The following is a 25,339-nucleotide window of genomic DNA, read 5'->3' as shown; positions in this document are numbered from 1 at the left end:
ATCTCCTCCTAGAGGTTCTTACATCTTCATCGATAAAGAAACTCTTTTCTTATCTAAGTCAATGCCTATAACTTTTACATCAACAATATCTCCTACTGAAACTACATCCATAGGATCTTTTACAAACTTATTACTCATTTGAGATTTATGAACTAAACCATCATTTTTAATTCCAATATCAATAAAAGCTCCAAAGTCTACTACATTCCTTACAGTTCCTTTTAATATCATACCTTCTGTTATATCTTCTATTTTTAATACATCCGTTCTAAGTATAGGTTTAACTCCTTCTTCTCTAGGATCTCTTCCTGGCTTCTTAATTTCAGAAATTATATCTTTTAAAGTAATTTCTCCTACTTCTAAGTTTTTACTTAATTCCATTATACCTATTTTTTGTACTCTTTCATCAATATCTTGTATATTTCTATTTTTTACATCTTCTAAAGAGTATCCTATAAGTTCTAGCATCTTCTTACATATATCATAACTCTCAGGATGGACACCTGTATTGTCTAAAGGATTTTTAGCATTTGATATTCTCATAAATCCTGCACATTGAGTAAACGCTTGTGGACCTAGCCTTTTTACTTTTTTAAGTTGTGCTCTTGATGTAAAATCTCCATTTTCTTCTCTATATGCTATTATATTTTTAGCTATAGTTTTACTTATACCCGCAATATGCTCAAGTAAAGAATAAGATGCTGTATTTAAATCTAAACCTACACTATTTACAGAGTCTTCTACTACTCCATCTAAAACTCCTTCTAATCTCTTTTGATTTAAATCATGTTGATATTGACCAACTCCTATACTCTTAGGGTCTATTTTTACAAGCTCTGCTAATGGATCTTGAAGTCTTCTTCCTATAGATATAGCCCCTCTTATAGAGACATCTAAGTCTGGATGTTCTTCATTAGCAAGTTCTGATGCAGAGTAAACAGATGCTCCGGCTTCACTAACTATAACATACTGAACATCTTTATCAATTTCTTTTATCATATCAGATATAATACTTTCAGATTCTCTTGATGCTGTTCCATTTCCTATTGCTATTATATCTACATGATATTTATCTATAAATTCTTTTAATTTTCTTTTAGTTCCATCTACATCATTTTTAGGTTCAGTTGGATAAACTGTTGCATAATCTAAAAACTTACCATTTTTATCAACTACAGCTACTTTACATCCAGTTCTAAATCCAGGGTCAAATCCTATTACTACCTTTCCTTTAACCGGTGGTTGTAATAATAGACTTTTCACATTTTGTCCAAATACATTTATAGCTCTTTCTTCAGCTGCTTCTGTTAAAGTATTCCTAACTTCTCTTTCTATAGAAGGGAATATCAATCTTTTATAAGAATCTTCTATAGCTTGTACAATTTGTTCTTTACTTGATACATTTTCATTATTTACATATTTACCTATAATATGATTTAATACTTTATCATTATTTATTTCTAATTTTACTTTTAAGAAATTTTCCTTTTCTCCTCTATTTATTGCTAATGTTCTATGTGGAGCAATATTTTTAACACCTTCACTATAATCATAGTACATATCATATACTGATTTTTCATCTATTGTATTTTTAGTACATATAATACCATCTCTTAATGCAAGCTCTCTTATATATTTTCTAATATCTGCATCATCTGAAACAATTTCAGCTATTATATCTTTTGCTCCTTTTAATGCATCTTCTAATGAATTAACTTCTTTTTCTTCATTTATGTATTTTTCTGCTTCTAATTCTATGTTATCTATTTTTTTATTTAAGATACTCATTGCTAATCCTTCTAATCCTTTTTCTTTAGCAATAGTAGCTCTTGTTCTTTTCTTTTGTTTGAATGGAGCATATATATCTTCTACTTCTTGAAGAGTTTTAGCTTTTAGTATTTTTTGAGTTATTTCATCTGTTAATCTCCCTTGTTCTTCAATTATTCTGGTAACATCTTCTTTCCTACCTTCTAAATTTCTTAAATATGTTAATCTATCGTATAGCTCTCTTAAAGTAACATCACTCATAGCCCCTGTCATTTCTTTTCTATACCTAGCTATAAATGGTATTGTATTACCTTCATCAATTAATTTTATTGTATTATTTATATGTTCATCTTTTAAATTAAACTCTGCTTTTAATACTTGATTTATATCCACAATACTTCCTTCTTTCTATAAAATTTATAATATTTAAAATTTTAAATAAGGCTTAAGAATCAAATTCTCAAGCCTTACCTTAAATTATTTTTTATTTTTATTCATTTTAAGATATTCATTTATAAATAAATCTATACTACCGTCCATTACACTATCTACATTTCCTATTTCTGCATTAGTTCGATGGTCTTTTACCATTTTATATGGTTGGAATACGTATGATCTTATTTGGCTTCCCCAAGTTATTTGAGAGTATTTACCTTGTATATCTTCTATTTTTTCTTTTTGCTCCAATTCTTTTAGCTCTATAAGTTTTGCCATGAGCATTCTCATAGCTCTATCTTTGTTCATATGCTGAGATCTTTCATTCTGACATTGAACCACAACTCCAGTTGGAATATGTGTTATTCTTACTGCTGAATCAGTAGTATTTACATGCTGACCTCCAGCACCTGAAGCTCTATAAGTATCTATTTTCAAATCATTATGATTTATTTCAATTTCTATATTTTCATCAAGTTCAGGAGTTACATCCACTGATGCAAATGATGTATGCCTTTTTCCTGATGGATCAAATGGAGATATTCTTACAATGCGGTGAACACCTTTCTCACTCTTTAAGTATCCATAAGCATTTAATCCTTCAATTAATAAAGTCGCACTCTTTATACCTGCCTCTGGATCTGAAAGTATATCTAAAAGCTTTACCTTATATCCTTTTCTTTCTCCCCATCTTACATACATTCTAAGAAGCATCTGAGCCCAATCTTGGGCATCTAATCCACCTGTACCTGCATTTATAGATAGTATTGCATTATTTTTATCATACTCACCACTTAAAAGCGTTTTTATTCTCATATTATCAATATCTTTTTCAAGATTATCAATACTACTTTCTATTTCCTTACAAACTGAGTCATCACTTTCCTCTAGCCCTATTTCTATTAATAACTCGATTTCTTCTAAACTTTCTTTTAAGCTATTATATTCTTCAACTATATCTTTAAGAGCTTTATTTTCCTGAATAACCTTTTGAGCCTTTTCATTGTCATTCCAGAATTCTTGCTTATTCATCTCTTCTTCATTTTTTTCTATTTGTTTTAACAATGAAGAAATGTCAAAGAGAGTCCCTCATTTCTTCTAGATTTGAAGACATTTTTTCTATACTTTGTCTATATTCTTGTATGTTTAGCATTTAAACCTCCAAAATTATCTTCCACAGCACTTTTTATACTTTTTACCACTACCACATGGACATAAATCATTTCTGCCTGCTTGATCTTCTTTTTTCACAGTCTTATTGCCTGGTTCATCAGTTGCACTTGAAGATAAATGATCTACGTCTATAACTTGTTTTCTCTCAACAGGTTGTTCTATTGTTATATTGAATAAATATCTAACAGTATCTTCTTGTATATGTTTAGTCATCTCATCAAACATATCAAAACCTTCCATCTTGTATGCAACAACTGGGTCTTGCTGTCCTATAGCACGAAGTCCTATACCTTGACGTAATTGATCCATAGCATCTATATGATCTATCCAATGACTATCAACTGATTGAAGAAGTATAACTCTCTCTATTTCTCTCATTCTTTCAGAACTAATTTGTTCTTCCTTAGCAGAGTAAATTTTATAAGCTATTTCATAAGTTTTCTCCACAAGTTCCTCTCTAGAAAGTTTTTCTATATCCTCTATTTCTATGCTTCCTTTAGGCATAAAGATAGAGTAAATATGAGCTTTAAATACATCTACATCTATTGATTTCTCTGTTGATGCTATATTTGCTGCATCCTCAATTATCTCTTTTATCATTGATTGTATTTGTTCATCTAGGTTTTCACCCTCTAACACACGGCTTCTTTCTGCATAAATTATTTCTCTTTGTTTATTCATAACATCATCATATTGAAGAACGTGTTTTCTTATTCCAAAGTTCTTTCCTTCAACTTTCTTTTGAGCAGTTTCTATAGATTTTGTTAGCATTTTATGCTCTATTGGCATATCATCCTCTAAACCTATTTTTTCTACTACACCTTGAATTCTTTCACTTCCAAATAATCTCATTAAATCGTCATCTAATGCTATATAGAATCTTGAACTACCAGGGTCACCTTGACGTCCAGCACGACCTCTTAACTGATTGTCTATTCTACGAGATTCATGTCTTTCTGTACCTATTATAGCTAAACCACCAGCATTTAATACTTCTTGTTGTTCTACCTCTGATTCTTTTTTAAACTTATGGTATAGTCTTTCGTATTCGTCTCTAGCTTTAAATAATTCTTCATTTTCTTCTGTTTGTTGAACTTCTAATGGTGAATCAACTTTATTAATAACCTCATCAACATAACCTAATCTCTTCATTTCTTTTTTAGTTAAAAATACAGGGTTTCCACCTAAAACTATATCTGTTCCACGACCTGCCATATTAGTAGCAATTGTAACTGCTCCTAATCTACCTGCTTGGGCTATTATCTCGGCTTCTTTATCGTGATGCTTAGCATTTAATACTTCATGTCTTATACCCTTTCTCTTTAAAAGCTGTGATAATAGTTCTGATTTTTCTATAGATACAGTACCAACTAACACTGGTTGCTTATTTTTATGTCTTTCTATTATATCCTCAGCTACAGCATTAAATTTACCCATCTCATTTTTATAAACACAGTCAGCTAGATCTTTTCTTAGTATTTCTTTATTTGTAGGTATTTGCACAACATCCATCTTATATATTGCTTTAAATTCTTCTTCTTCTGTTTTTGCAGTACCAGTCATTCCCGAAAGCTTATTATACATTCTAAAGTAATTTTGGAATGTTATAGTTGCTAGAGTTTTAGATTCTCTTTGTATTCTTAAACCTTCCTTAGCTTCTATTGCTTGATGTAATCCTTCAGAGTATCTTCTACCAAACATAAGTCTTCCTGTAAACTCATCTACAATTACTATTTCTCCGTCTTTACATACATAATCAACGTCACGTTTCATTATTGTATGAGCTTTTAATGCTTGATTTATATGATGATATAATTCTGTATGAGATATATCTGTTATATTTTCAACATTAAAGTAAATTTCAGCTTTTTGTATACCTGACTCTGTTAAAGACACAGCTTTTTGCTTTTCTTCTAATTCATAATCATCCGATCTTAATGTTAGTACAAATGTATTAGCATCTGAGTATAGATGAGTTGACTTATCCCCAGGTCCCGAAATTATAAGTGGTGTTCTAGCCTCATCTATAAGTATTGAGTCAACCTCATCCACTATTGCATAGTTTAATGGTCTTTGAACTCTCTGTTCTTTATGTATTACCATGTTGTCTTTTAAGTAATCAAATCCGTACTCATTATTTGTACCATAAGTTATATCACATTCATATTGAGACTTTCTAAGTGCTGGACTTTGTCCATGAACTATAACCCCTACAGTAAGTCCTAAAAATTCATATACTTTTCCCATTTGCTCTTTGTCACGTTTTGCTAAATAATCATTCACTGTAACTACATGTACTCCTTTACCAGTAAGAGCGTTTAAGTATACTGGTGCTGTTGCAACTAGTGTTTTACCTTCACCAGTTTTCATCTCAGCAATTCTTCCTTGATGAAGAACTATACCTCCTATAAGTTGTACTCTATAATGCCTCATTCCTAATACTCGACTTGCAGCTTCTCTTACTACAGCGAATGCTTCTGGTAATATATCATCTAAATTTTCGCCTTTTTCTAATCTATCTCTAAATACATTAGTCATTTCTTTAAGCTCTGTATCTGACATAGATTTAAATTTGCTTTCAAATCCATCTATCTTATCTACTATTTTATTAAAATTCTTTAGCTCTTTTTTATCCGCTATATTAAATAAATTATCTAAAAAACCCATCGTTGGCATCTCTCCTCGTCCATATATTATTACTATTATACATTTTACCATAAAAATACTATATTTAATATTAATATTGACCGTATCTATAAATTATATAAATAACTATAAAAATAACAAAAAAATATTTAAAGCTACCAATATTTAATATTGGTAGCTTTTGTTTAAAGTTTCATTATTCGTGTTCTATCATTCCATATCCACCATTTTTACGTTTATAAACTGTAGCTATTTCTTCAGTATCTATATTTCTAAACATATAGAAATCATGTTCTAGTAACTCCATTTGTAAAACTGCTTCTTCAGGACTCATTGGCTTCATATCAAACTTTTTAATTCTTTTTATAACTATATTTAAAGTATCTATATCTTCATCTTCATACACATCTTGAGAATCTAGATCTACACCTTCAAATCTTATACTTTTATTTAATTGATGTCTATCTTGTACTCTATTTTTATATTTTTTCAATTGTTTATTTAACTTATCATATACAATATCTATAGCTGCATATAAATTTTCTTCACTATCTTCTGCTCTAATAATTGGTCCATTTATAGGTATCATTGTTACTTCTATCTTATGGCGAGCTTTCTTAGCGCTCACTGTAACTTTTACATCAGTTTCTGGATGAAGGTAATAATCTAATTTTCCTATTTTTTCTTCTATTGCACTTTTAATTCCATCAGTTAAATCCATTTGTTTACCAGATATTATTATATTCATAAGAACATCTCCCTTCAGTTATCATAGTATAAAAGCTAATATTTATACTTAATAATATATTCTTTATCAATTCGTCTAATCCTTTATTTTTATTTTTAACTTTTATATGTTTTATATACTGTCGAATAAAGTATTATATAATTTTCTTTTATTTCTATAATATCTTTATGTGGATTATTTTAAACTACAATTTCTGTGGATAATGTGAATAAATATGTTAATAACTTTTATAAATGTGTATTTTAAGCTATTTATCAAAAAATATATATCCACATTTTTTTGCATATATTGTTATTAATTTGTGCATTGATGTCATTTTTCTACATTTTACTTCATTTTATAATGTTTTATTTAGTTCAAAAATTTTTTTTTAACTTTATTTATATTTTTTATTTTTGAGCAAAAAAAAAAGCACCCATAAAGGTACTTTTGGATAATTTAGCTGACCTGGTCTTTGACCCCACACTCGCCTACTGGAGGTTTCGCTTGGGTTTGCCGCACTACTAACTCTCTCGATTTTATACCGGTAGGACTTACTTCTAAGCTGCACCATGATCATTAATCCCATTTTTAGAATTAACTTACGTGGATCCTTTTGCCTGCAACTGGCTTGGACTTTCAACCACAGACCTAAAATATCACCTACTTATTTTATTATGTTTACATCTTTATGTCAAGTTAAATTTATTCAATTACATAATTATCATTATTTCTTGTAAGTAATGTAATTACAAATACTTTACTAACACTATTTAACTTTAATAATTTAGATATTTCATTTACAGTTGATCCAGTAGTTAGTATATCATCTACAAGTAATACATTTTTATATTTAATATCACATACTCCTTTATTAACCGAGAATGCATTTCTTAATTCTATTTTTCTTTCATTTCTACTTAAACTATATAATCTTCTTGTATTTCCATTTCTTTCTATACAGTCTAATGTAGGAATTCCGATTTGCTTACTTAATAATTTAGCAATCTTTTCAGACTGATTAAATCCTCTTTGTTTTAATCTATTTTTATGAAGTGGTACAAATAGAATATAATCAAACTTAATATCCTCTATATCTAACTTTTCTTTCATTATGTTAGATACATACTTAACCATATAAGTTTTGTTTTTATATTTAAAATCAAGTATCATATGTTTACTAACATCATTATATTCAATACACGATATTGATTTATCAAAATAAAAATTTTTATTAAAACAATAATTACAACTTTCTATATCTTGCCTTTCTAATGAATGATAAATTATAGGCTTTCCACATTTAATACAACCACTTTGAATAAAGTGTAATTCTTTAAAACACTCTTTACATAATGAATATGTGTTAGTCTTTTTTATAGGTTTATTACATAATATACAACTTATATTTTCCGGATATATAAATTCTAAGATTAAATCTACCACTTCATTAAAGTTCATACTACTTTAACAACAACCCTTCTTTTCTAAATTTAATTAACTTATTCGCTAAATTTGAATATCTATCATTAGTTCTATTATTTCTTATCATATATTCTAAATACTTAACATCTCCAACTAATACTACTAATTTTTTAGCTCTAGTAACAGCTGTATATAATAGATTTCTACTTAATAACATAGGAGGTGCCCATGATATCGGTATAACAACTACTGGAAATTCACTTCCTTGGCTTTTATGAATAGTAGTACAAAAACTATGATCTAATTCATCCAGCTCATCATATGTATATTCAACTATCTTTATTTGGTCAAATATAACATAAATTTTCTTGTTTTCTTTATCTATATGATAGATATATCCAATATCTCCATTATATATACCTTCCCCACTATCTTGCTTATCTTCACTTTCCCACTTTTTAGTGTAATTGTTTTTTACTTGCATTACCTTATCGCCGACTCTAAATATCCTTTTAGCAAAATTCTCTTCAACTTTAAACTTTTCAGGCTTATTAAGACTTTTTTGAAGAGCTATATTTAGATTAGTAACACCTACGTCCCCCTTCCTCATAGATGCTAAAACTTGTATATCTTTCAATTTATCAAATTTATAAAATCTAGGTAACCTCTCACTTACAATTTCTACTATCTCATCTAGGATTTCTTCATTTGTATTTCTTTTTATAAAGAAGAAATCTTTACCCTTTGCATTTAAATATAATGGTTCACCTTTGTTTATTTTATGTGCATTAACTACTATCATACTCTCTTGAGCTTGTCTAAATATTTCATTTAACTTAACTACATTTATTACCTTAGAATCAATTATATCTTTTAAAACATTTCCGGCTCCAACTGAAGGTAACTGATCGCTATCTCCAACTAATATAACCCGTGTTCCAGGCTTTATCGCCCGTAGTACACTATACATCAATAGTATATCTACCATTGATACTTCATCTAAAATTACAACATCTGCATTAATTGGATCTTCTTCATTTTTTAAGAACATTAAATCATCACTATCAGTAGCAAATCCCATTTCTAATAATCTATGTATAGTTCTTGCTTCTCTTTGAGACGTCTCACTCATTCTCTTTGCTGCACGACCTGTAGGTGCTGCTAATACTACCCTTTTTTTATTATTTTCAAAGATTTTTATTATAGTATTTATAGTCGTAGTTTTACCAGTCCCTGGTCCTCCAGTTATAACTAAAACACCTGTATTTATAGCTTCTTTAACCGCTAATACTTGATTATTAGCTAATTTTATATTTTCCTCTTCTTCTAAAAGTCTAATTTCTTCATCTATATCAATGTTTAAATCATCAACTTCACTTTGAGATAATTTAATTATTTGCTTGCATACACCATTTTCTGACATATAATATGGCATTAGATAAACTAACTGATTATTATTTAATAATTCTATATGTACTTTTTGATCATAAGCTAGCCCCATAATACAATTATCTATCATAGACTCGTCTACATCTAATATTTTTTTAGATTCTTGAATTAAAATATCCTTCGGTAAATATGTATGACCACTACTCAATGACTGATTTAAAGCATATAATATGCCTTGACATATTCTATCTTCTGAATATTTATCTATACCAATTTTGCTAGCAATTTCATCTGCTATTTTAAATCCAATTCCTCTTATATCTTCTGCCAGTCTATATGGATTTTTATTAATAATGTCTATCGATTTATTTTTATATCTTTTGTATATTTTTAAGCAGTAATTAGGAGTTATACCATATGGAGATAGTTCTATTATTATATTTCGAAGTTCTCTGTTTTCTTCATAACTTTTTACTATTTGTTTTAATTTTTTTCCACCTATGCCTTCTACTTCTTCTAAACGTTCTGGATTATTTTGTATTATATCTAGTGTATTCACACCAAATTTATCAATAATCCTCTTTGCCATTTTCTCACCTATACCATGTATCATTCCAGATGCTAAATATGCATATATACCTTCTAGAGATGTTGGTGTAACCGGCATAAATTTACTTACTTCAAATTGAGTTCCATAAGTTTTATGATTTACCCACTTTCCTTCTACTTCTATGCTCTCTCCTACTGATAAAGTTGGCATACATCCAACGATTACAATTTCATCCATACTATTTGCCAAATGAGCTATAGTATATCCATTGTCTTCATTTTTAAATACTATGTCACTTATCATTCCTTCTATTCTTTCCATATCACTTCTCCTACAAACAAATAGTGTCTTTATCATACACCTAATTTGTAACTATTATACATTTTATAAACAATAAAATAAAGGGCACATTAAAAGATATATCATATCTTAAATATGCCCTTTGTGCTATTTATCTATTTCATCATTTCACATTCTAATGCTTGTTTTCTTAATGTTTCTGCTTTATCAGTTCTTTCCCATGGTAAGTTTAAGTCATTTCTTCCAAAGTGTCCATAAGCTGCTACTTGTTTATAGATAGGTTTTCTTAGATCTAAATCTCTTATAATTGCTCCTGGTCTTAAGTCAAAGTTTTTATTTACCAATTCAACTAATGCTTCTTCTGAAACTTTTCCAGTACCAAATGTATCTATAAATATTGATAAAGGCTTAGCAACACCTATAGCATATGCTAACTCTATCTCACACTTTTCAGCAAGTCCTGCTGCTACTATATTTTTAGCAACATATCTTGCAGCATAAGCTGCTGATCTATCAACTTTAGTTGGATCTTTTCCTGAGAATGCTCCACCACCATGTCTAGAATATCCTCCATAAGTATCTATTATTATTTTTCTACCAGTAAGACCTGTATCCCCTTGAGGACCTCCTATAACGAATCTTCCTGTTGGGTTTATATATATCATAGTTTCTTCATCAAGTAATTCAGCTGGTATAACATGTTTAATTACATGCTCTATTAAATCTCTTCTTATTGTATCATTATCTATATCTTCTGAATGTTGAGTAGATATAAGAACTGTATGAACTCTAATAGCTTTAGTTCCATCATATTCAACTGTAACTTGAGTTTTACCATCAGGTCTTAAGTAATCTAGTAATCCAGATTTTCTAACTTCAGTTAATCTTCTAGCTAATTTATGTGCTAATGATATTGGTAGTGGCATTAATTCTTCAGTTTCATTACATGCAAAACCGAACATTATTCCCTGATCTCCTGCACCAACATTTTCAATTTCCTCTTCTGTAACTTCTCCAACCTTATTTTCTAAAGCTTCATCAACACCCATAGCTATATCTCCTGATTGCTCATCTATAGATGTAATTACAGCACAAGTATTGCAGTCAAATCCAAATTTAGCTCTTGTATATCCTATTTCTTCTACTGTACTTCTTACTAATTTTGGAATATCAACATATGCTGATGTAGTTATTTCACCCGCAACTAAAACTAAACCTGTTGTAACAGTTGTTTCACAAGCTACTCTTGATAATGGGTCCTTTTCTAATAATGCATCTAGTATTGCATCTGATATTTGATCACAGATCTTATCTGGATGCCCTTCTGTAACTGATTCTGATGTAAATAAATGTCTTGCCATTTTATATCCTCCCTTTAATTTAATAAATTATATTTTTTTATTTTGTATAAATTGTAGGGGTTTATATTAATTGAACTATTAATCTTTTCAATTAAAAAAACCTCTCCTTATACAAGAAGAGGTTAATCATTACACATTTAATGTACTAATTAACTAACCTCATCTTTCAAGACTTATAAAAAATCTTGTAGGAATTAGCACCTTTTCCCTTTTGGGGCGGTTGCCGGGCTTCATAGGGCCTATCCCTCAGCCTCTCTTGATAAGGTAATAAATATTTTCATATTTATTATGAGTCGTTTTTATCCTTATTAATAATATTTTCTTTTTTTATTTTAATTATTAACTTTAGATATATATTACTATTTTCTTTAGATATATATTACTATTTTTTTAATTTAATGTCAAGGATATATAGTTTTATATGTCAGTAATTGTTATTTAAAAATAACAAGTTTTTGTGATTTTATCTATATAATATATAGTAGGGTAATTATTTAAAATTTACTTTATATTATAATATGATGCGTTATTAAAACTTAAGGTTAGGCATTTTTTAGATTATATATTCATATATTTTTGAAGGAGGTGTTCCTATGTATTTAGCTAAAGTAAATTATAAAAAAGAAAATGTAGCTCAAGTGTTAAGCTTAATACTAAAAGATATTATAAACGAAAATACTATTGTTATTTGTATAGGAACAGATAGGGCTATAGGTGATGCTCTTGGCCCTTTAGTTGGAACTATGCTAAAAAATAGCGATTTTAAATACCCTGTTTACGGTACTTTAGATAATCCTATTCATGCTTTAAATATATACGAGTCAATTGAAGAAATAAAAAATCTTCATCCTAAAGGAGAGTTTCTAGCTATAGATGCTTGCCTAGGAGCTAAAAATAGTATAGGTAATATACAAATTAGAAAAGGTCCTATTTTACCTGGAAAAGGTGTTGGTAAAAAACTACCTCAAGTTGGAAGTTACTCAATAGTAGGTATAGTAGATAAGATTGATGAAAGCAATAGATTTTCATTTAATAATGTTCGTCTTAGCTTTGTCTTAGAACTATCAGAAACTATAGCTCTTTCTTTACTTCTTGCTACTTAAAAAGTAACCGGTATCAATATACTTAAAATTATATAATAAAAAATGAACTCTAGTTTATTTCTAGAGTTCATTTTTTATATCTTAATAATCTTAAAATAATATTTAATTATCTCTTTTTAAACGTCCCACCCGTTTCTAATAAATCTAATGAACTTAATGAGCTTCCAGTTCCTTTTGCAACACAAGATAATGCATCTTCAGCTACAATTACCTTTATTCCTGTGCTTTCTTCAATTCTCTTATCTAAACCGTCTAATAAAGAGCCTCCACCTGTCATTATAATCCCTCTATCACTTATATCTGCAGCCAACTCTGGTGGCGTTTGTTCTAGTACAAAACGTGTAGCTACTAATATTTGTTCTATACATTCACTAATTGCATCTAGTATTTCAGCAGAAGATATTTTCATAGATTCTGGAAGACCTGTAATTAAGTTTCTTCCACTAACTTTCATATATCTTTCTTCTTCTAATTTCATTGCAGTACCTATTTCAATCTTTAGCTTTTCTGCACTTCTTTCTCCTATAAGAAGGTTCTTTTGTTTTTTTATATACCTTACTATAGCTTCATCAAATTTATCTCCACCAACTTTTATAGATGTACTTACAACAGCTCCTCCTAGAGATATAATTGCTATATCAGCAGTACCTCCTCCAATATCTATTACCATATTTCCATTTGGTTGAGATATATCTACTCCAGCTCCGATTGCTGCTGCTATTGGCTCTTCAATTATATAAACCTCTCTTGCTCCAGCTAAACGTGTAGCTTCTTCTACGGCTCTTTTCTCAACTTCTGTAACGCCCGTTGGAACACATACCATTATTCTTGGCATAAAAAATCTTCCGAATCCTTTTTTATCTACCACTTTTTCAACAAAGTACTTTAACATTTTTTCAGTAACATCATAGTCTGATATTACACCATCTCTTAATGGTCTTATAGCAACTATATTACCTGGTGTTCTACCTATCATTCTTCTAGCTTCTTCACCTACTGCTAATACTGAATTAGTTCTTTTATCTATAGCTACAACAGATGGTTCTTCTAAAACTATACCTTTTCCACTTACATAAACTATTACATTTGCCGTCCCTAAATCTATACCTATATCAACTCTAGCCATATTTTCAACTCCTCTTTGTCTTTCTACTTTTGTATATCTTATACTCCTAGATACAAGATATACAAATTTCATAATTTAGTCAAGAAAAAGATGTAGGTTTTATCCTACATCTTTTTTGTGTTCTTTCTCATATTTTAGCTTTGTTGCTAAACCTCCCCTTATATGTCTTTCAGATTTATTTTTTTCTAAAACCTTTTTAACCTCTTTTGCTAGAGATGGGTTTATTTCTTCTAATCGTTCAGTTACATCTTTGTGTATGGTACTTTTACTTACTCCAAAAGTTTTGGCAGTTTGTCTTACAGTAGTATTTTTCTCTAGTATATATTTTGCTACGATTATGGCTCTTTCCTCTATATGCGATTTCAAAATTTCCCCTCCCTCATATACCAGCCTTAATGATATATATGTAAAAATAAAAAAAAATATAACAGACTTTATCAAAATGATTAAGCCTGTTATATTTTTTAATTTACTAAAGACATTGGATCTATAGAGTTTTCGCCTTCATAAGCTTCTACATGTATATGCTCTTCTTCTTTACACTCTACTCTAGTTGTATTTCCAGCTAGCCCTATACATTCGCCTTCCTTTATGTCTTGATTTTTTTCTACTTTTATATCTTCACCTAAGTTTGAATATACCACCGTTACATTATCAGACTTCACTTTTACTGACATTCCATATTCATCATCTTCATACACATCTACCACTGTACCGTCCATTAGTGACTTTATTTCTTGATTGCTTACTACACTTACATCGATACCTTTGTGTATTTCCCATACATTTAAAGTTTTTGAATAACTAGGTTCAGTTTCTGAATACTCTCTTATTACCTCTTTGCCAAGAAAACTTAGTTTGTTATCTATCTTTTCTTGATTCTCTTTTGCATTACTTAAGTTTTGGTCAGAATCAGTTGTTGTTGCTATTGCATCTTCTTCTTTATCATTATCTATTAAGTGTATTTCTTCATTATCTTCTACAATTTTATCATTGCTGGCTAATTTGTTTACATTATTATTTGTTAGCCAAACTCCTCCTATCGCTACTAAACAAACGCATACAAATAGTGATAAATAGAAAATATCATTTTCTAATAACTTTTTCTTCATACAGCACCTCCAAATATATTAATACATTTGGAGTGTTTCCTGTATTTTCTAATTTTATACAATTTATCTACACATTTTTAATATAAATCTTTTATTTCCACTCCAGTGTAGTAATGTTTCAGTATTTCATAATATAAAAAGCCTTCTTCTGCCATTCCTTGAGCTCCCCATTGACTCATACCAACACCGTGTCCGTATCCCTTTACATTAAATCGCACATTGTCCTCACTAAGTTTTATTTCAAAATTAGCTGAATTAAGATTGAATACACTTCTAATATTAACTCCTGTTAATTCTTTATCTCCTATTTTAATCTTGTCTACAGCTCCTCCTGTACTTCTATTTAATATTTTAATTTCATTCTCTAAATCATTTGAATTTATGCTTATACTCGGATAACTACTTTTTATATATCTTATAAAATCAGATTTGCTTATAACTACTTCTGATGTGTATTTTGGTGATTCTCCATCATATGGACTACTTACTGATCTTAAATATGGATACATGGTTGAAAAAACTTCTTCACTATCTTCTGTTTTTCCTGATGATGTAGAAAAATATAATGGTAGTATAGGTTCACCATTATATACTAAAATTTGCCCTCTAGTTTCATCAACAGCCTGTTTTATTTTAGTATATGATTCATTCATCCACTCACTACCATTTGTTGCTTCTAACTCTTCATAACTTTTATATTCTTGGCAATGCTTATAGTTGGTACATACTACTGCATTATTATGTCCACTTGCACTTGGATTTTCTTTTTTATACATTACAAATGTCCTTGCTGCTATAGCCTGAGCTTTTAATGCTTCTATATCAAACTTTGCTGACATTTCTCCTGATAATACACCATATAAGTAAACTTCTATATTCATAGACTCTATTTTACCTTTATTTGTGTTATATACATTTATTGCAGGCACATCTCCATTAACAGTTTCATAGTTAGTTTGCTCATTTTGCTCTTCAACATTACCAATCTTAACTTTAAATCCTTCTTCCATACTACTTGTACTTGGTTCCTTAAAAAAAATAGTACTAATAGCAACTGGTACAAGTATACATACAAAAACTAATCCCGCTAAAATTACTAAAGGGTTCTTCATATACTTTCCTCCTTAGCTTGGCTAATTATCTTTAAAGTATATGAAAAACCCCTTACATTTATTACTTAACTATTATTTAATTAATCTTCTACGATTTCTATATTTCCACCTAGTGCTGTTATCTTCTTGTCGATATCTACATATCCTCTTTGTATATGGTATATTTCACCTATTTCAGTGTCTCCTTCAGCTATAAGACCACATAATATAAGCGCTGCTCCTGCTCTTAAATCTGTAGCATTAACTTTCGCTCCGTACAGTTTATCTACACCTTTTACTACAGCCGTTCTTCCTTCTATTTTTATGTTTGCACCCATTCTATTGAACTCTGCAACATGCATGTATCTATTTTCAAAAACAGTTTCTATAACTACACCTGTCCCTTTAGATACAGTAAGCATAGCCATAAATTGAGCTTGAACATCTGTTGGGAATCCTGGATGTGGTAAAGTTTTTATATCTATTGATTTTAAAGTCTCTGGACCTATAACTCTAACTGCATTTTCTAACTCTATTATTTTACATCCAGCTTCTTTTAATTTAGCTGTAACTGGCTTTAAATGCTCCATTAAAACATTCTCTATAGTTATATCACCTTTTGTCATAGCTGCTGCAACCATATAAGTAGCCGCTTCTATTCTATCTGGTATAACAGTATGCTCTGCACCTCTTAATTCCTTAACACCTTTTATTCTTATAGTGTTAGTTCCTGCGCCTTTTATATCTGCGCCCATTTCATTTAAAAAGTTAGCTAAATCTACTATCTCTGGTTCTTCTGCAGCATTTTCTATTATAGTAGTTCCTTCTGCTAGTGATGCTGCCATCATTATATTTTCAGTTGCTCCTACTGATGGAAAATCTAAATATAACTTACATCCTTTTAATTTTTCAGTTCTAGCTTCAACGAATCCATGATCTATTTCAACATCAGCACCTAAGCATCTAAATCCTTTTAAATGTAAATCTATTGGTCTTGTACCTATAGCACATCCTCCTGGCATAGATATTTTTGTATGATTGAATCTTGATAATAAAGGTCCCATAACTAAGAATGATGCTCTCATTTTTCTTACTAACTCATATGGAGCTTCACATGTAGTTATATTTGTCGCATCAACAGTTAATGTTTTATCTTCATATTCAACTTCCGCTCCTAAATGTCTTAATAAATCAGATATAACATGAACATCTCTTAAATTTGGAACTTCTCTTATTACAGATTTTCCCTTTGCTAGTAATGTTGCTGCTATAATTGGTAAAACAGCATTTTTTGCTCCATCTATTTTAACTGTACCATTAAGTGGGTTACTTTTCTTTACAATTATCTTAGCCATCTTATTTGATCTCCTCTTAGTAATCTAGTTTTATAATCGGTGTAGCTATATATATGAGTGTTTTCTCATCATCCTCGCTATACCTAATTCCTATATTTAAATTTATCTTTTTGCCAAAACATTCTAAGTAATCTTCTTTTAATACCTTACTATATGCCGTCACAGATAAAAAATTCTCTTCTTGTACTTTTTCAATAACTTCAGCATTCATATTATATAATATTTCATCTAAAATATCATTATATTTATCGTTTTGTAACTTTTTGCCATATTCTCCAGCTATACAAGTATATATTTCATACTTGCAATTGTAATTATTCAGAGAATCCTCTAAAATATCGTAAATATCCACTATATTTTTATATACTTTATTATCTAATATGTCAACCATTAAGTAAGATTCTGTTTTATTTTTTTTTATTGCTACTATAGATATACTAGAGTTATTATCCTTTCCTTGGGTATATATTTGATTTTCATCGTCATTCCACTTTTCTTCTATCTTCACATCACTTTCTTCCATACCTAAATCTGTAATTATATCTATACATATAGATTTTAATTCATCTTTGCTTATATTATAATCAATACTTGCATTTGCTTTTATGCTATAAAACTTAAACTCTGCACCTGTATCTTCAAAAGTATTTAAAAATCTATCATATGAATTGTTTAATTTTATATCTGCATAAGATGATATTGATCCTAACATTACTAAAATAATAAACAAAGAAATATATTTTAATTTTTCCATGAATAATCCCCCTTAAAACTCTAAATTTATATTTAAATTATTAACAAATTTAAAGAGGATATACTTCATAGTTATTTTATATTATAAATATAAAAAATAAATTCCTGTTAATTTAATATAAATAAATTAAAAGGCTGAGACATAATATCTCAGCCCTATTAATTATTCTACAAATTACTTTAATAATATTTATTTATTTTTTATTCTACTGTTACTGATTTCGCTAAGTTTCTTGGCTTATCTACATCACAGCCTCTTTGCACTGCAACATAGTAAGATAATAATTGAAGTGGTAAAACAGTTAGTATACTTGATAATACATCATCAACATTTGGTATATATATTACCTTATCCGCTGCTTTTTCTACTTCTTTATTATGCTCTTGAGCAATAGCTATAACATAAGCTCCTCTAGCTTTAACTTCTTGCATATTAGATACCATCTTTTCGAAAAGCTCTTCTTGAGTAGCTATTGCTATAACAGGAGTTCCTTCTTCTATTAGTGCTATTGTACCGTGTTTTAATTCTCCTGCTGCAAATGCTTCTGCATGAATATAAGATATTTCTTTTATCTTTAGAGCACCTTCCATAGCTAAATTATAATCTAATCCTCTACCTAAATAGAACGCGCTAGTTGCATTTCTTAATTCTTTAGCTACATCTTCTTTTATATGAGTTTCTTGTTCTAATGCTCTAGAAACTAACTCTGACATTTCTTTTAATTTATCGATCATTTCATTATAGTACTCTCTGCTTATAGTACCTTTCTTTATAGCAAAATCTAAAGCTATCATGTAGAATGATACTAATTGAGTAGTATAAGCTTTAGTAGATGCAACTGATATTTCAGGACCTGCCCAAGTATAGAATACATCATCAGATTCTCTAGCTATAGAAGAACCAACAACATTAGTTACTGATAGTATTCTCGCTCCCTTTTCTTTAGCATATCTTAAAGATGCTAAAGTATCTGCAGTTTCACCAGATTGACTTACTAGTATTAATAAAGTCTTATTGTCTATATACGGATCTCTATATCTAAACTCAGATGCTATATCAGTTATAACTGGTATATGAGCAAACTTTTCTATTGCAAATTTACCAACAAGACCTGCATGATATGCAGTACCACATGCAACGATATATACTCTATTTATTTTATCTAAATCTTCTTTAGTCATTTTTATATCATCTAATTGGATTTCTCCATTAGCGTTTAATCTTCTTAATAAAGTTTCTTTAACTCCATTTGGTTGTTCATATATTTCCTTTAACATAAAGTGGTCATATCCACCTTTTGAAGCAGCTTCTACATCCCAAGTTATTTCATTTAATTCTTTTTCAACAACATTTCTATTTTCATCTAAAACAGTAACATTGTTGTCTTTTATATGGACATATTCTCCATTTTCTAAGAAGTAAACATTTCTAGTATACTTTAATATTGCAGGTATATCTGAAGCTATAAAATTTTCATCTTCTCCAAGACCTACAATTAATGGGCTGTCTTTTCTTACAGCTACTAATTCATTGTTATTATCTTTACATATAACTCCTAATGCATATGCTCCTCTTAATTTTTCAGTTGCTTTATATACAGCATCTAATAAGTTTCCTTCATAAAACTTATCTACTAAGTGTGCCACGACTTCTGTATCTGTTTGAGATAAAAATACAACACCTTCAGCTTGTAATTCTTCTCTTAATTCCATATAGTTCTCGATTATACCGTTATGAACTACAGCTATTGTTTTATCCATATTAAAATGAGGATGTGAGTTTACATCAGATGGCTCACCATGAGTAGCCCATCTAGTATGCCCTATACCTAATCCGCCTTTAATAGGATTTTGTTCCAGGTCTTCTGCAAGTATTGCAAGTCTTCCCTTGAACTTTCTTATTTCTAATTCATTTCCTACACTTACTGCAACTCCAGCTGAGTCATATCCTCTATACTCAAGCTTAGAAAGTCCTTCTATAAGAACTTCAGTTGCCTGTCTATTTCCTAAATATCCAACTATACCACACATATTTTGTAGCCTCCTAAAAAAATTAATATATTTTTTAAGAGTAGGTCATATAAGTTTACTTGAGCTTCTCTTTGTCCACAGGATCACTCCTATGTTTTAAAGAAGTTCTTCGATGGTAAACACACCGCAGAGCATCCGCCGATAATTCGATTAACTCTGTCCTCGTCAACTTAGAAACAATTACGTTTAATTAAAAAGAGACGATATCTAAGTTCTGGCGCTTATAAAATAAGATTACATATATTTAAATTAAAAATATATATTAAGAAGCATATATTATAAAAACTTAATCTAATGCTTCTTAATATATATCTACTTTCATATATTTAATCTATATTTATTAAGATAACTTTTCTTGTATTAAGTTAGCTAAGTTTGTAGCTAATTCTTTTATTTGACCTTCCTCTTTACCCTCTAGCATAACTCTCACTAATGGTTCTGTTCCCGATGGTCTTATTAAGACTCTTCCACATCCATCTAATAAGTTTTCTATTCTTGCTATTTCATCACTTATTTCTTTTACTTCCATATATCTATTTTTATTTTCATTGCTTATTCTTGCATTAACTAAAACTTGTGGATATTGATTCATAACTGATGCAAGCTCCGACAAAGTTTTATTTTCTTCTAATACTATTTTAGACAGAATTAAAGAACTTAAAACACCATCTCCAGTAGTATTATAATCTAAGAAAATCATATGTCCTGATTGTTCTCCTCCTAAATTATAACCACTATTCTTCATTTCTTCAAGTACATATCTATCTCCAACAGCAGTTGTAGCTAATTTAACACCATTTTCTTTAGCAGCTATAGTTAATCCTATGTTACTCATTACTGTAACAACTAAAGTATCTTGAGCTAATTTATTTTTCTTTTTTAAATAAATAGCACTTAATATCATTATATGATCGCCATCGACTATTTGTCCCTTTTCATTAACAGCAATTAATCTATCTGCATCTCCATCATATGCTAATCCTAAGTCTGCTTTGTTTTCTAAAACATCTTCTTGAAGTCTTTCTGGATGTGTTGATCCACATTTATCATTTATATTGTTCCCATCTGGCGTACTATTTATTGATACTACATCTGCTCCTAATTCTTTAAATACTGCTGGTGCAACTTCATATGCCGCTCCATTTGCGCAATCTAATACAACTTTTAAACCTTTAAAATCTACATTTATAATAGATTTAAGATAATTAACATAATCCTTTTTAGCATCATGCTTGTGTATTCTTCTACCAACATGTTCTCCAACTGGTGAACTTTGTACTTTTTCAATGTCATCTATATATGTTTCTATTTCTAATTCTATTGAATCATCTAGTTTATACCCATCTTTATTAAAGAATTTTATACCATTATATTCAACTGGATTATGTGATGCTGATATTACAACTCCACAATCAGCATTATATTCTTTTGTTAAATAAGCAACTGCTGGTGTTGGTACAACTCCTACTGTTATAACATCACACCCTACTGACATTAGACCTGATATTAATGCTGCTTCTAACATATCACCTGATATTCTAGTATCTTTTCCTACAACAACTTTAACTCTATGATCTCCCTTTGCTAAAACATATCCACCTGCTCTACCTAGTTTATATGCTAAGTCACAAGTAAGTTCTGTATTAGCGATTCCTCTTACTCCATCAGTACCGAAATATTTTCTCATTAATAATCTCCTTTCAACTTGAAAAGCTTTTTTAAAATACTATATCTATTTATATTCTATTATTTTCATATTTGATATTATAAGTCATATGAGTATTTTAATACTAATGTAAAAAAAAGACAACAGAAACCCAATTCTATTGTCTTATTTTTATTATTTTTTACTATTTTTTACTTAATTTTTATTATTCTTTATATTTTAATTGAATTTATTTATATGTAATAATATTAGGATTTATTGTTATTGCATTAAATTCAAATTTTGACTCATATCTTATAGGGTAGCTATCACTTTGTTCAGATGCATCTATGTATAATGTAATATCTGATTTATTTAACCCATGTAAATCATTATTATATTCTATATCTACCTCTACACTTTCAGGTATATCTAAAGTTGATATATCTATATTTCTATTATTTCTTATTTCTATATCATCTTTCCCATAACTAAACTTACTAGTTAATCCCTTTAACGATTCTAGTTGTACTGTTAGATTTATATTTTCACCTATAACTATCCCATTTGGAACTTCTAACTTAATATTAATAGGCTCTCCTACTTTTAATGCTGTTACATCAATTGGCTGTGTATTTATAGATGTTATTGTATCAACTATATCTTTCTTTCCTTTTATAGTTATAGTATTTTGACTTATCTTATATTGTTCCTTATCAATATTTTCATCAGTAAATACAGCGCTTATTGGAACATTCTTTTCAACCAGTAATGTTACATCTGCATTTACAGATGAGTTTTCAAGCTCTACACCTTTAACTTCTGTTCCATTCTCGTCAATAGGAATAAGCTTTAGTGACGTTAAAAAGCTACTTTTACTCTCATCTAATGTTAATGTTGCTTGAAGCTTTTGAACTTGCTGTACTAGGCTTCTAGGGCCTGATATCTTTATGCTTTCTTTTTCTAAATCAATAACATCTAAATTATCTTTATATTTTCCTTTAACAGATACATCTATTAATCTTTTTTCTTCTACAACTTTTTCTAAAGATATTATTAATGTATCTGGTTTAAATGCATATGAAACACCTTTTGATATATCAGCTTTTAAATATAATGCATTATTTCCTTCTTTAGGATTAATTATAGTTCCATATGCCCTTATATCATCTTTAGATACATTTTTTAATGCTGACAACTTTCCTGTAATATATATGCTTGTTGTTAAGTCCGCTTCAGGATAAATTACAAAATCACTATTTGTTAGTTCATCCATATTAGTTATTGTAACAGGTATGTTTTCAAATGTTTTAGTCTCTTGTGGATCCACAACAAGTACTACATACATCCATAATACTAATGCACTTAAGAGAGAAATTAGCTTTATTTTTGTGTTTTCTTTTAGTTTTTCAATCATCTAAATATACCACCTTTTAAAAAACTTTTTTCTTCTGCATTGCTCTTTAAATTATTTTGTAATATATTAGTCATTCTCTCTTTTGAAATATTTCTATATAATTTACCTGATTTAGCTATAGATACTTCTCCAGTTTCTTCAGATACTATTAAAGTTATGCAATCTGATACTTCACTTACTCCCACACCAGCTCTATGTCTTGTTCCTAAATCTTTACTTAAATCTTTGCTTTGAGTTAATGGTAAAAAGCATGCAGCTGCTTTTACTTTAGAATCTCTTATAACCACTGCTCCATCGTGTAGTGGCGTATTTGGAATAAATATATTTATTAGTAATTGTCTTGAGACATCCCCATCTATTTCTGTACCAGTACTTATTATATCCGAAATTTTTGTCTTTCTTTCCATTATAATAAGTGCACCTATTTTTTGTCTTGATAGAGAATAAAGAGCCTCTACAATTTCCTCTATTGTCTTATGTAAATCTTCATTTGTATTATTTCCTTTTACAAACAAACTAAACTGAGCTCTACCGATATGTTCTAACCCTGCTCTAAGCTCAGGCTGAAAAATTATAATTGCTGCTAGAATACCAATTTGAAGAGTGTTAGCTAGCAAAAAATAAAGTGTATGTAACCTAAAAGTTGAACTAAGATAAGTTGCTAATAATAAAAATACAACTCCTTTAAGAACCTGTTCTGCCCTTGTATCTTTTATAAACATAAAAATTTTATAAAAGATATATGCTACTATGGATATATCAATCAAGTCAAATAAATTCATTGCCAAGATATTATTTAAAAATCCATCAAAAAAAGACTTTATATCGAACACAGTCTTACCCTCCTGTTTAATGATTACTTATCATTTATATTATGTATTATACTATATTAATATAAGTATATACAAATTATTTGATATCTACTTAACTTTATTATTTTAAATAAAAAAAAAGTTTCACAAATGTGAAACTTTTTATTGGTGAGCGCACAGGGATTCGAACCCCGGACACACGCCTTAGAAGGGCGTTGCTCTATCCAGCTGAGCTATGCACCCATAATATTAAATAATGGAGCGGGAAACGAGATTCGAACTCGCGACTTCAACCTTGGCAAGGTTGCGCTCTACCACTGAACTATTCCCGCTTAAATGGCGACCTGGAAGGGACTCGAACCCTCGACCTCCAGCGTGACAGGCTGGCATTCTAACCAGCTGAACTACCAGGCCGCATAAATGGTGGGACTAACAGGGCTCGAACCTGTGACCCCCTGCTTGTAAGGCAGGTGCTCTCCCAGCTGAGCTATAGTCCCGGGAAATGGTGACCCATAGGGGAATCGAACCCCTGTTACCGCCGTGAAAGGGCGGTGTCTTGACCGCTTGACCAATGGGCCATTTTAATGGTTGCGGAGGTAGGACTTGAACCTACGACCTTCGGGTTATGAGCCCGACGAGCTGCCAACTGCTCCACCCCGCGATATTGAATATGGTGCCGAAGACCGGAATCGAACCGGTACGAGAGGTAAGTCCCGCAGGATTTTAAGTCCTGTGCGTCTGCCAGTTCCGCCACTTCGGCACTTTACGTGGCTATGTCTTACTCTCCCAGGAGGTTGCCCTCCAAGTACCATCAGCGCTAAAGAGCTTAACTTCTGTGTTCGGAATGGGAACAGGTGTATCCTCTTTGCTATAATAACCACATAATTTACTTATCACACATATAAAATATTAACATATTTAAGAAAATTTGTCAATAAATAGAGTTAGTACTCTAAAAACTGCATATCATTTATTGATTTATCATTTAAATTTATTGGTCAAGTCCTCGACCTATTAGTATCGATAAGCTAAATACATTACTGCACTTACACCTTCGACCTATCAACCAGGTAGTCTTCCTGGGGTCTTACCCTTACGGTGGGAAATCTTATCTTGAAGTC

General features: G+C 29.9%; 18 protein-coding genes, 7 tRNA genes, 2 rRNA genes and 1 riboswitch. Of the genes, 1 reads left to right on the top strand and 26 read right to left on the bottom strand.

Translation table 11 applies throughout. From position 1 onward, the window contains the following. Positions 1 to 18 precede the first annotated feature (18 nt). The 7 genes from EIH23_RS11440 to metK form a co-directional block, all read right to left on the bottom strand. Positions 19 to 2,160, bottom strand: coding sequence for a Tex family protein (locus EIH23_RS11440; protein ID WP_122640418.1), 2,142 nt, complete (start codon positions 2,158 to 2,160; stop codon positions 19 to 21). Positions 2,161 to 2,244: 84 nt separating this feature from the next. Continuing rightward, positions 2,245 to 3,355, bottom strand: a protein-coding gene (gene prfB / locus EIH23_RS11435) for a peptide chain release factor 2 (protein ID WP_122640417.1) whose coding sequence is annotated in 2 segments (ribosomal slippage) — positions 2,245 to 3,279 and positions 3,281 to 3,355 — 1,110 coding nt in all. Because the reading frame shifts where the segments join, the coding sequence is not laid out codon by codon here. A 14-nt stretch (positions 3,356 to 3,369) separates the two neighbouring features. Next, entirely contained in the window at positions 3,370 to 6,042 is a 2,673-nt protein-coding gene (secA, locus tag EIH23_RS11430; RefSeq protein WP_122640416.1) for a preprotein translocase subunit SecA, read from the bottom strand. Positions 6,043 to 6,217: 175 nt separating this feature from the next. Continuing rightward, entirely contained in the window at positions 6,218 to 6,769 is a 552-nt protein-coding gene (gene hpf / locus EIH23_RS11425; RefSeq protein WP_122640415.1) for a ribosome hibernation-promoting factor, HPF/YfiA family, read from the bottom strand. Between the two features lie 684 nt (positions 6,770 to 7,453). Continuing rightward, complete coding sequence (locus EIH23_RS11420) at positions 7,454 to 8,209, bottom strand: ComF family protein (protein ID WP_122640413.1); 756 nt, start codon at positions 8,207 to 8,209, stop codon at positions 7,454 to 7,456. A 1-nt stretch (position 8,210) separates the two neighbouring features. After that, on the bottom strand, positions 8,211 to 10,433 hold the full coding sequence (recD2, locus tag EIH23_RS11415; protein WP_122640412.1) for an SF1B family DNA helicase RecD2: 2,223 nt from the start codon (positions 10,431 to 10,433) through the stop codon (positions 8,211 to 8,213). A 134-nt stretch (positions 10,434 to 10,567) separates the two neighbouring features. Continuing rightward, entirely contained in the window at positions 10,568 to 11,773 is a 1,206-nt protein-coding gene (metK, locus tag EIH23_RS11410) for a methionine adenosyltransferase (RefSeq protein ID WP_122640411.1), read from the bottom strand. A 156-nt stretch (positions 11,774 to 11,929) separates the two neighbouring features. Further along, a riboswitch (SAM riboswitch) is annotated at positions 11,930 to 12,039 on the bottom strand. Positions 12,040 to 12,366: 327 nt separating this feature from the next. On the opposite strand from metK, the gene yyaC reads away from it, so the two are divergent. Then, positions 12,367 to 12,876 carry a spore protease YyaC gene (gene yyaC / locus EIH23_RS11405; RefSeq protein ID WP_122640410.1) on the top strand — a complete coding sequence of 170 codons (510 nt, stop codon included), beginning with the start codon at positions 12,367 to 12,369 and terminating at the stop codon, positions 12,874 to 12,876. A 106-nt stretch (positions 12,877 to 12,982) separates the two neighbouring features. Here the strand turns inward: yyaC and EIH23_RS11400 are convergent, their stop codons facing one another. From EIH23_RS11400 to EIH23_RS11310, 19 genes are all read right to left on the bottom strand, one after another. Further along, positions 12,983 to 14,002: a rod shape-determining protein gene (locus EIH23_RS11400; RefSeq protein WP_122640480.1), complete on the bottom strand. Its 1,020-nt coding sequence runs from the start codon at positions 14,000 to 14,002 to the stop codon at positions 12,983 to 12,985. A 99-nt stretch (positions 14,003 to 14,101) separates the two neighbouring features. Then, a complete protein-coding gene (spoIIID, locus tag EIH23_RS11395) occupies positions 14,102 to 14,368 on the bottom strand; it encodes a sporulation transcriptional regulator SpoIIID (RefSeq protein WP_122640409.1) in 267 nt (88 codons plus the stop codon). 98 nt (positions 14,369 to 14,466) lie between these two features. After that, on the bottom strand, positions 14,467 to 15,114 hold the full coding sequence (locus tag EIH23_RS11390; RefSeq protein ID WP_122640408.1) for a M23 family metallopeptidase: 648 nt from the start codon (positions 15,112 to 15,114) through the stop codon (positions 14,467 to 14,469). Positions 15,115 to 15,191: 77 nt separating this feature from the next. After that, positions 15,192 to 16,226 (bottom strand): stage II sporulation protein D, encoded by a 1,035-nt coding sequence (gene spoIID / locus EIH23_RS11385; RefSeq protein WP_122640407.1) that lies wholly within the window; start codon positions 16,224 to 16,226, stop codon positions 15,192 to 15,194. Positions 16,227 to 16,306: 80 nt separating this feature from the next. Next, complete coding sequence (murA, locus tag EIH23_RS11380; RefSeq protein ID WP_122640406.1) at positions 16,307 to 17,560, bottom strand: UDP-N-acetylglucosamine 1-carboxyvinyltransferase; 1,254 nt, start codon at positions 17,558 to 17,560, stop codon at positions 16,307 to 16,309. 16 nt (positions 17,561 to 17,576) lie between these two features. After that, positions 17,577 to 18,314, bottom strand: coding sequence for a YwmB family TATA-box binding protein (locus tag EIH23_RS11375; protein WP_122640405.1), 738 nt, complete (start codon positions 18,312 to 18,314; stop codon positions 17,577 to 17,579). 200 nt (positions 18,315 to 18,514) lie between these two features. After that, positions 18,515 to 20,344, bottom strand: coding sequence for a glutamine--fructose-6-phosphate transaminase (isomerizing) (gene glmS / locus EIH23_RS11370; protein ID WP_122640404.1), 1,830 nt, complete (start codon positions 20,342 to 20,344; stop codon positions 18,515 to 18,517). Between the two features lie 340 nt (positions 20,345 to 20,684). Continuing rightward, entirely contained in the window at positions 20,685 to 22,031 is a 1,347-nt protein-coding gene (gene glmM, locus EIH23_RS11365) for a phosphoglucosamine mutase (RefSeq protein WP_122640403.1), read from the bottom strand. Between the two features lie 208 nt (positions 22,032 to 22,239). Next, positions 22,240 to 23,406 (bottom strand): CdaR family protein, encoded by a 1,167-nt coding sequence (locus EIH23_RS11360; protein WP_122640402.1) that lies wholly within the window; start codon positions 23,404 to 23,406, stop codon positions 22,240 to 22,242. Next, positions 23,403 to 24,239 carry a diadenylate cyclase CdaA gene (gene cdaA, locus EIH23_RS11355; protein WP_122640401.1) on the bottom strand — a complete coding sequence of 279 codons (837 nt, stop codon included), beginning with the start codon at positions 24,237 to 24,239 and terminating at the stop codon, positions 23,403 to 23,405. The genes EIH23_RS11360 and cdaA overlap by 4 nt, the downstream gene beginning before the upstream one ends. A gap of 145 nt (positions 24,240 to 24,384) precedes the next feature. Continuing rightward, positions 24,385 to 24,461, bottom strand: a tRNA-Arg gene (locus EIH23_RS11350). Between the two features lie 14 nt (positions 24,462 to 24,475). After that, positions 24,476 to 24,550 (bottom strand) — tRNA-Gly (locus EIH23_RS11345). Between the two features lie 5 nt (positions 24,551 to 24,555). Beyond that, positions 24,556 to 24,632 (bottom strand) — tRNA-Asp (locus tag EIH23_RS11340). Positions 24,633 to 24,639: 7 nt separating this feature from the next. After that, a tRNA-Val gene (locus EIH23_RS11335) sits at positions 24,640 to 24,715 on the bottom strand. Positions 24,716 to 24,721: 6 nt separating this feature from the next. After that, positions 24,722 to 24,796, bottom strand: a tRNA-Glu gene (locus tag EIH23_RS11330). A 7-nt stretch (positions 24,797 to 24,803) separates the two neighbouring features. Continuing rightward, positions 24,804 to 24,879: transfer RNA gene (locus EIH23_RS11325), tRNA-Met, on the bottom strand. Between the two features lie 10 nt (positions 24,880 to 24,889). Beyond that, positions 24,890 to 24,978: transfer RNA gene (locus EIH23_RS11320), tRNA-Leu, on the bottom strand. Positions 24,979 to 24,983: 5 nt separating this feature from the next. Continuing rightward, positions 24,984 to 25,100: ribosomal RNA gene (gene rrf, locus EIH23_RS11315) — 5S ribosomal RNA — on the bottom strand. A gap of 112 nt (positions 25,101 to 25,212) precedes the next feature. Next, positions 25,213 to 25,339 (bottom strand): 23S ribosomal RNA (locus tag EIH23_RS11310); the annotation flags it as partial.

Source organism: Romboutsia sp. Marseille-P6047, assembly GCF_900604535.1.
Classification (GTDB): domain Bacteria; phylum Bacillota; class Clostridia; order Peptostreptococcales; family Peptostreptococcaceae; genus Romboutsia_E.
The sequence above is the reverse complement of the archived record's forward strand: the minus strand, read 5'-3'. Positions and strand labels throughout refer to the sequence as shown.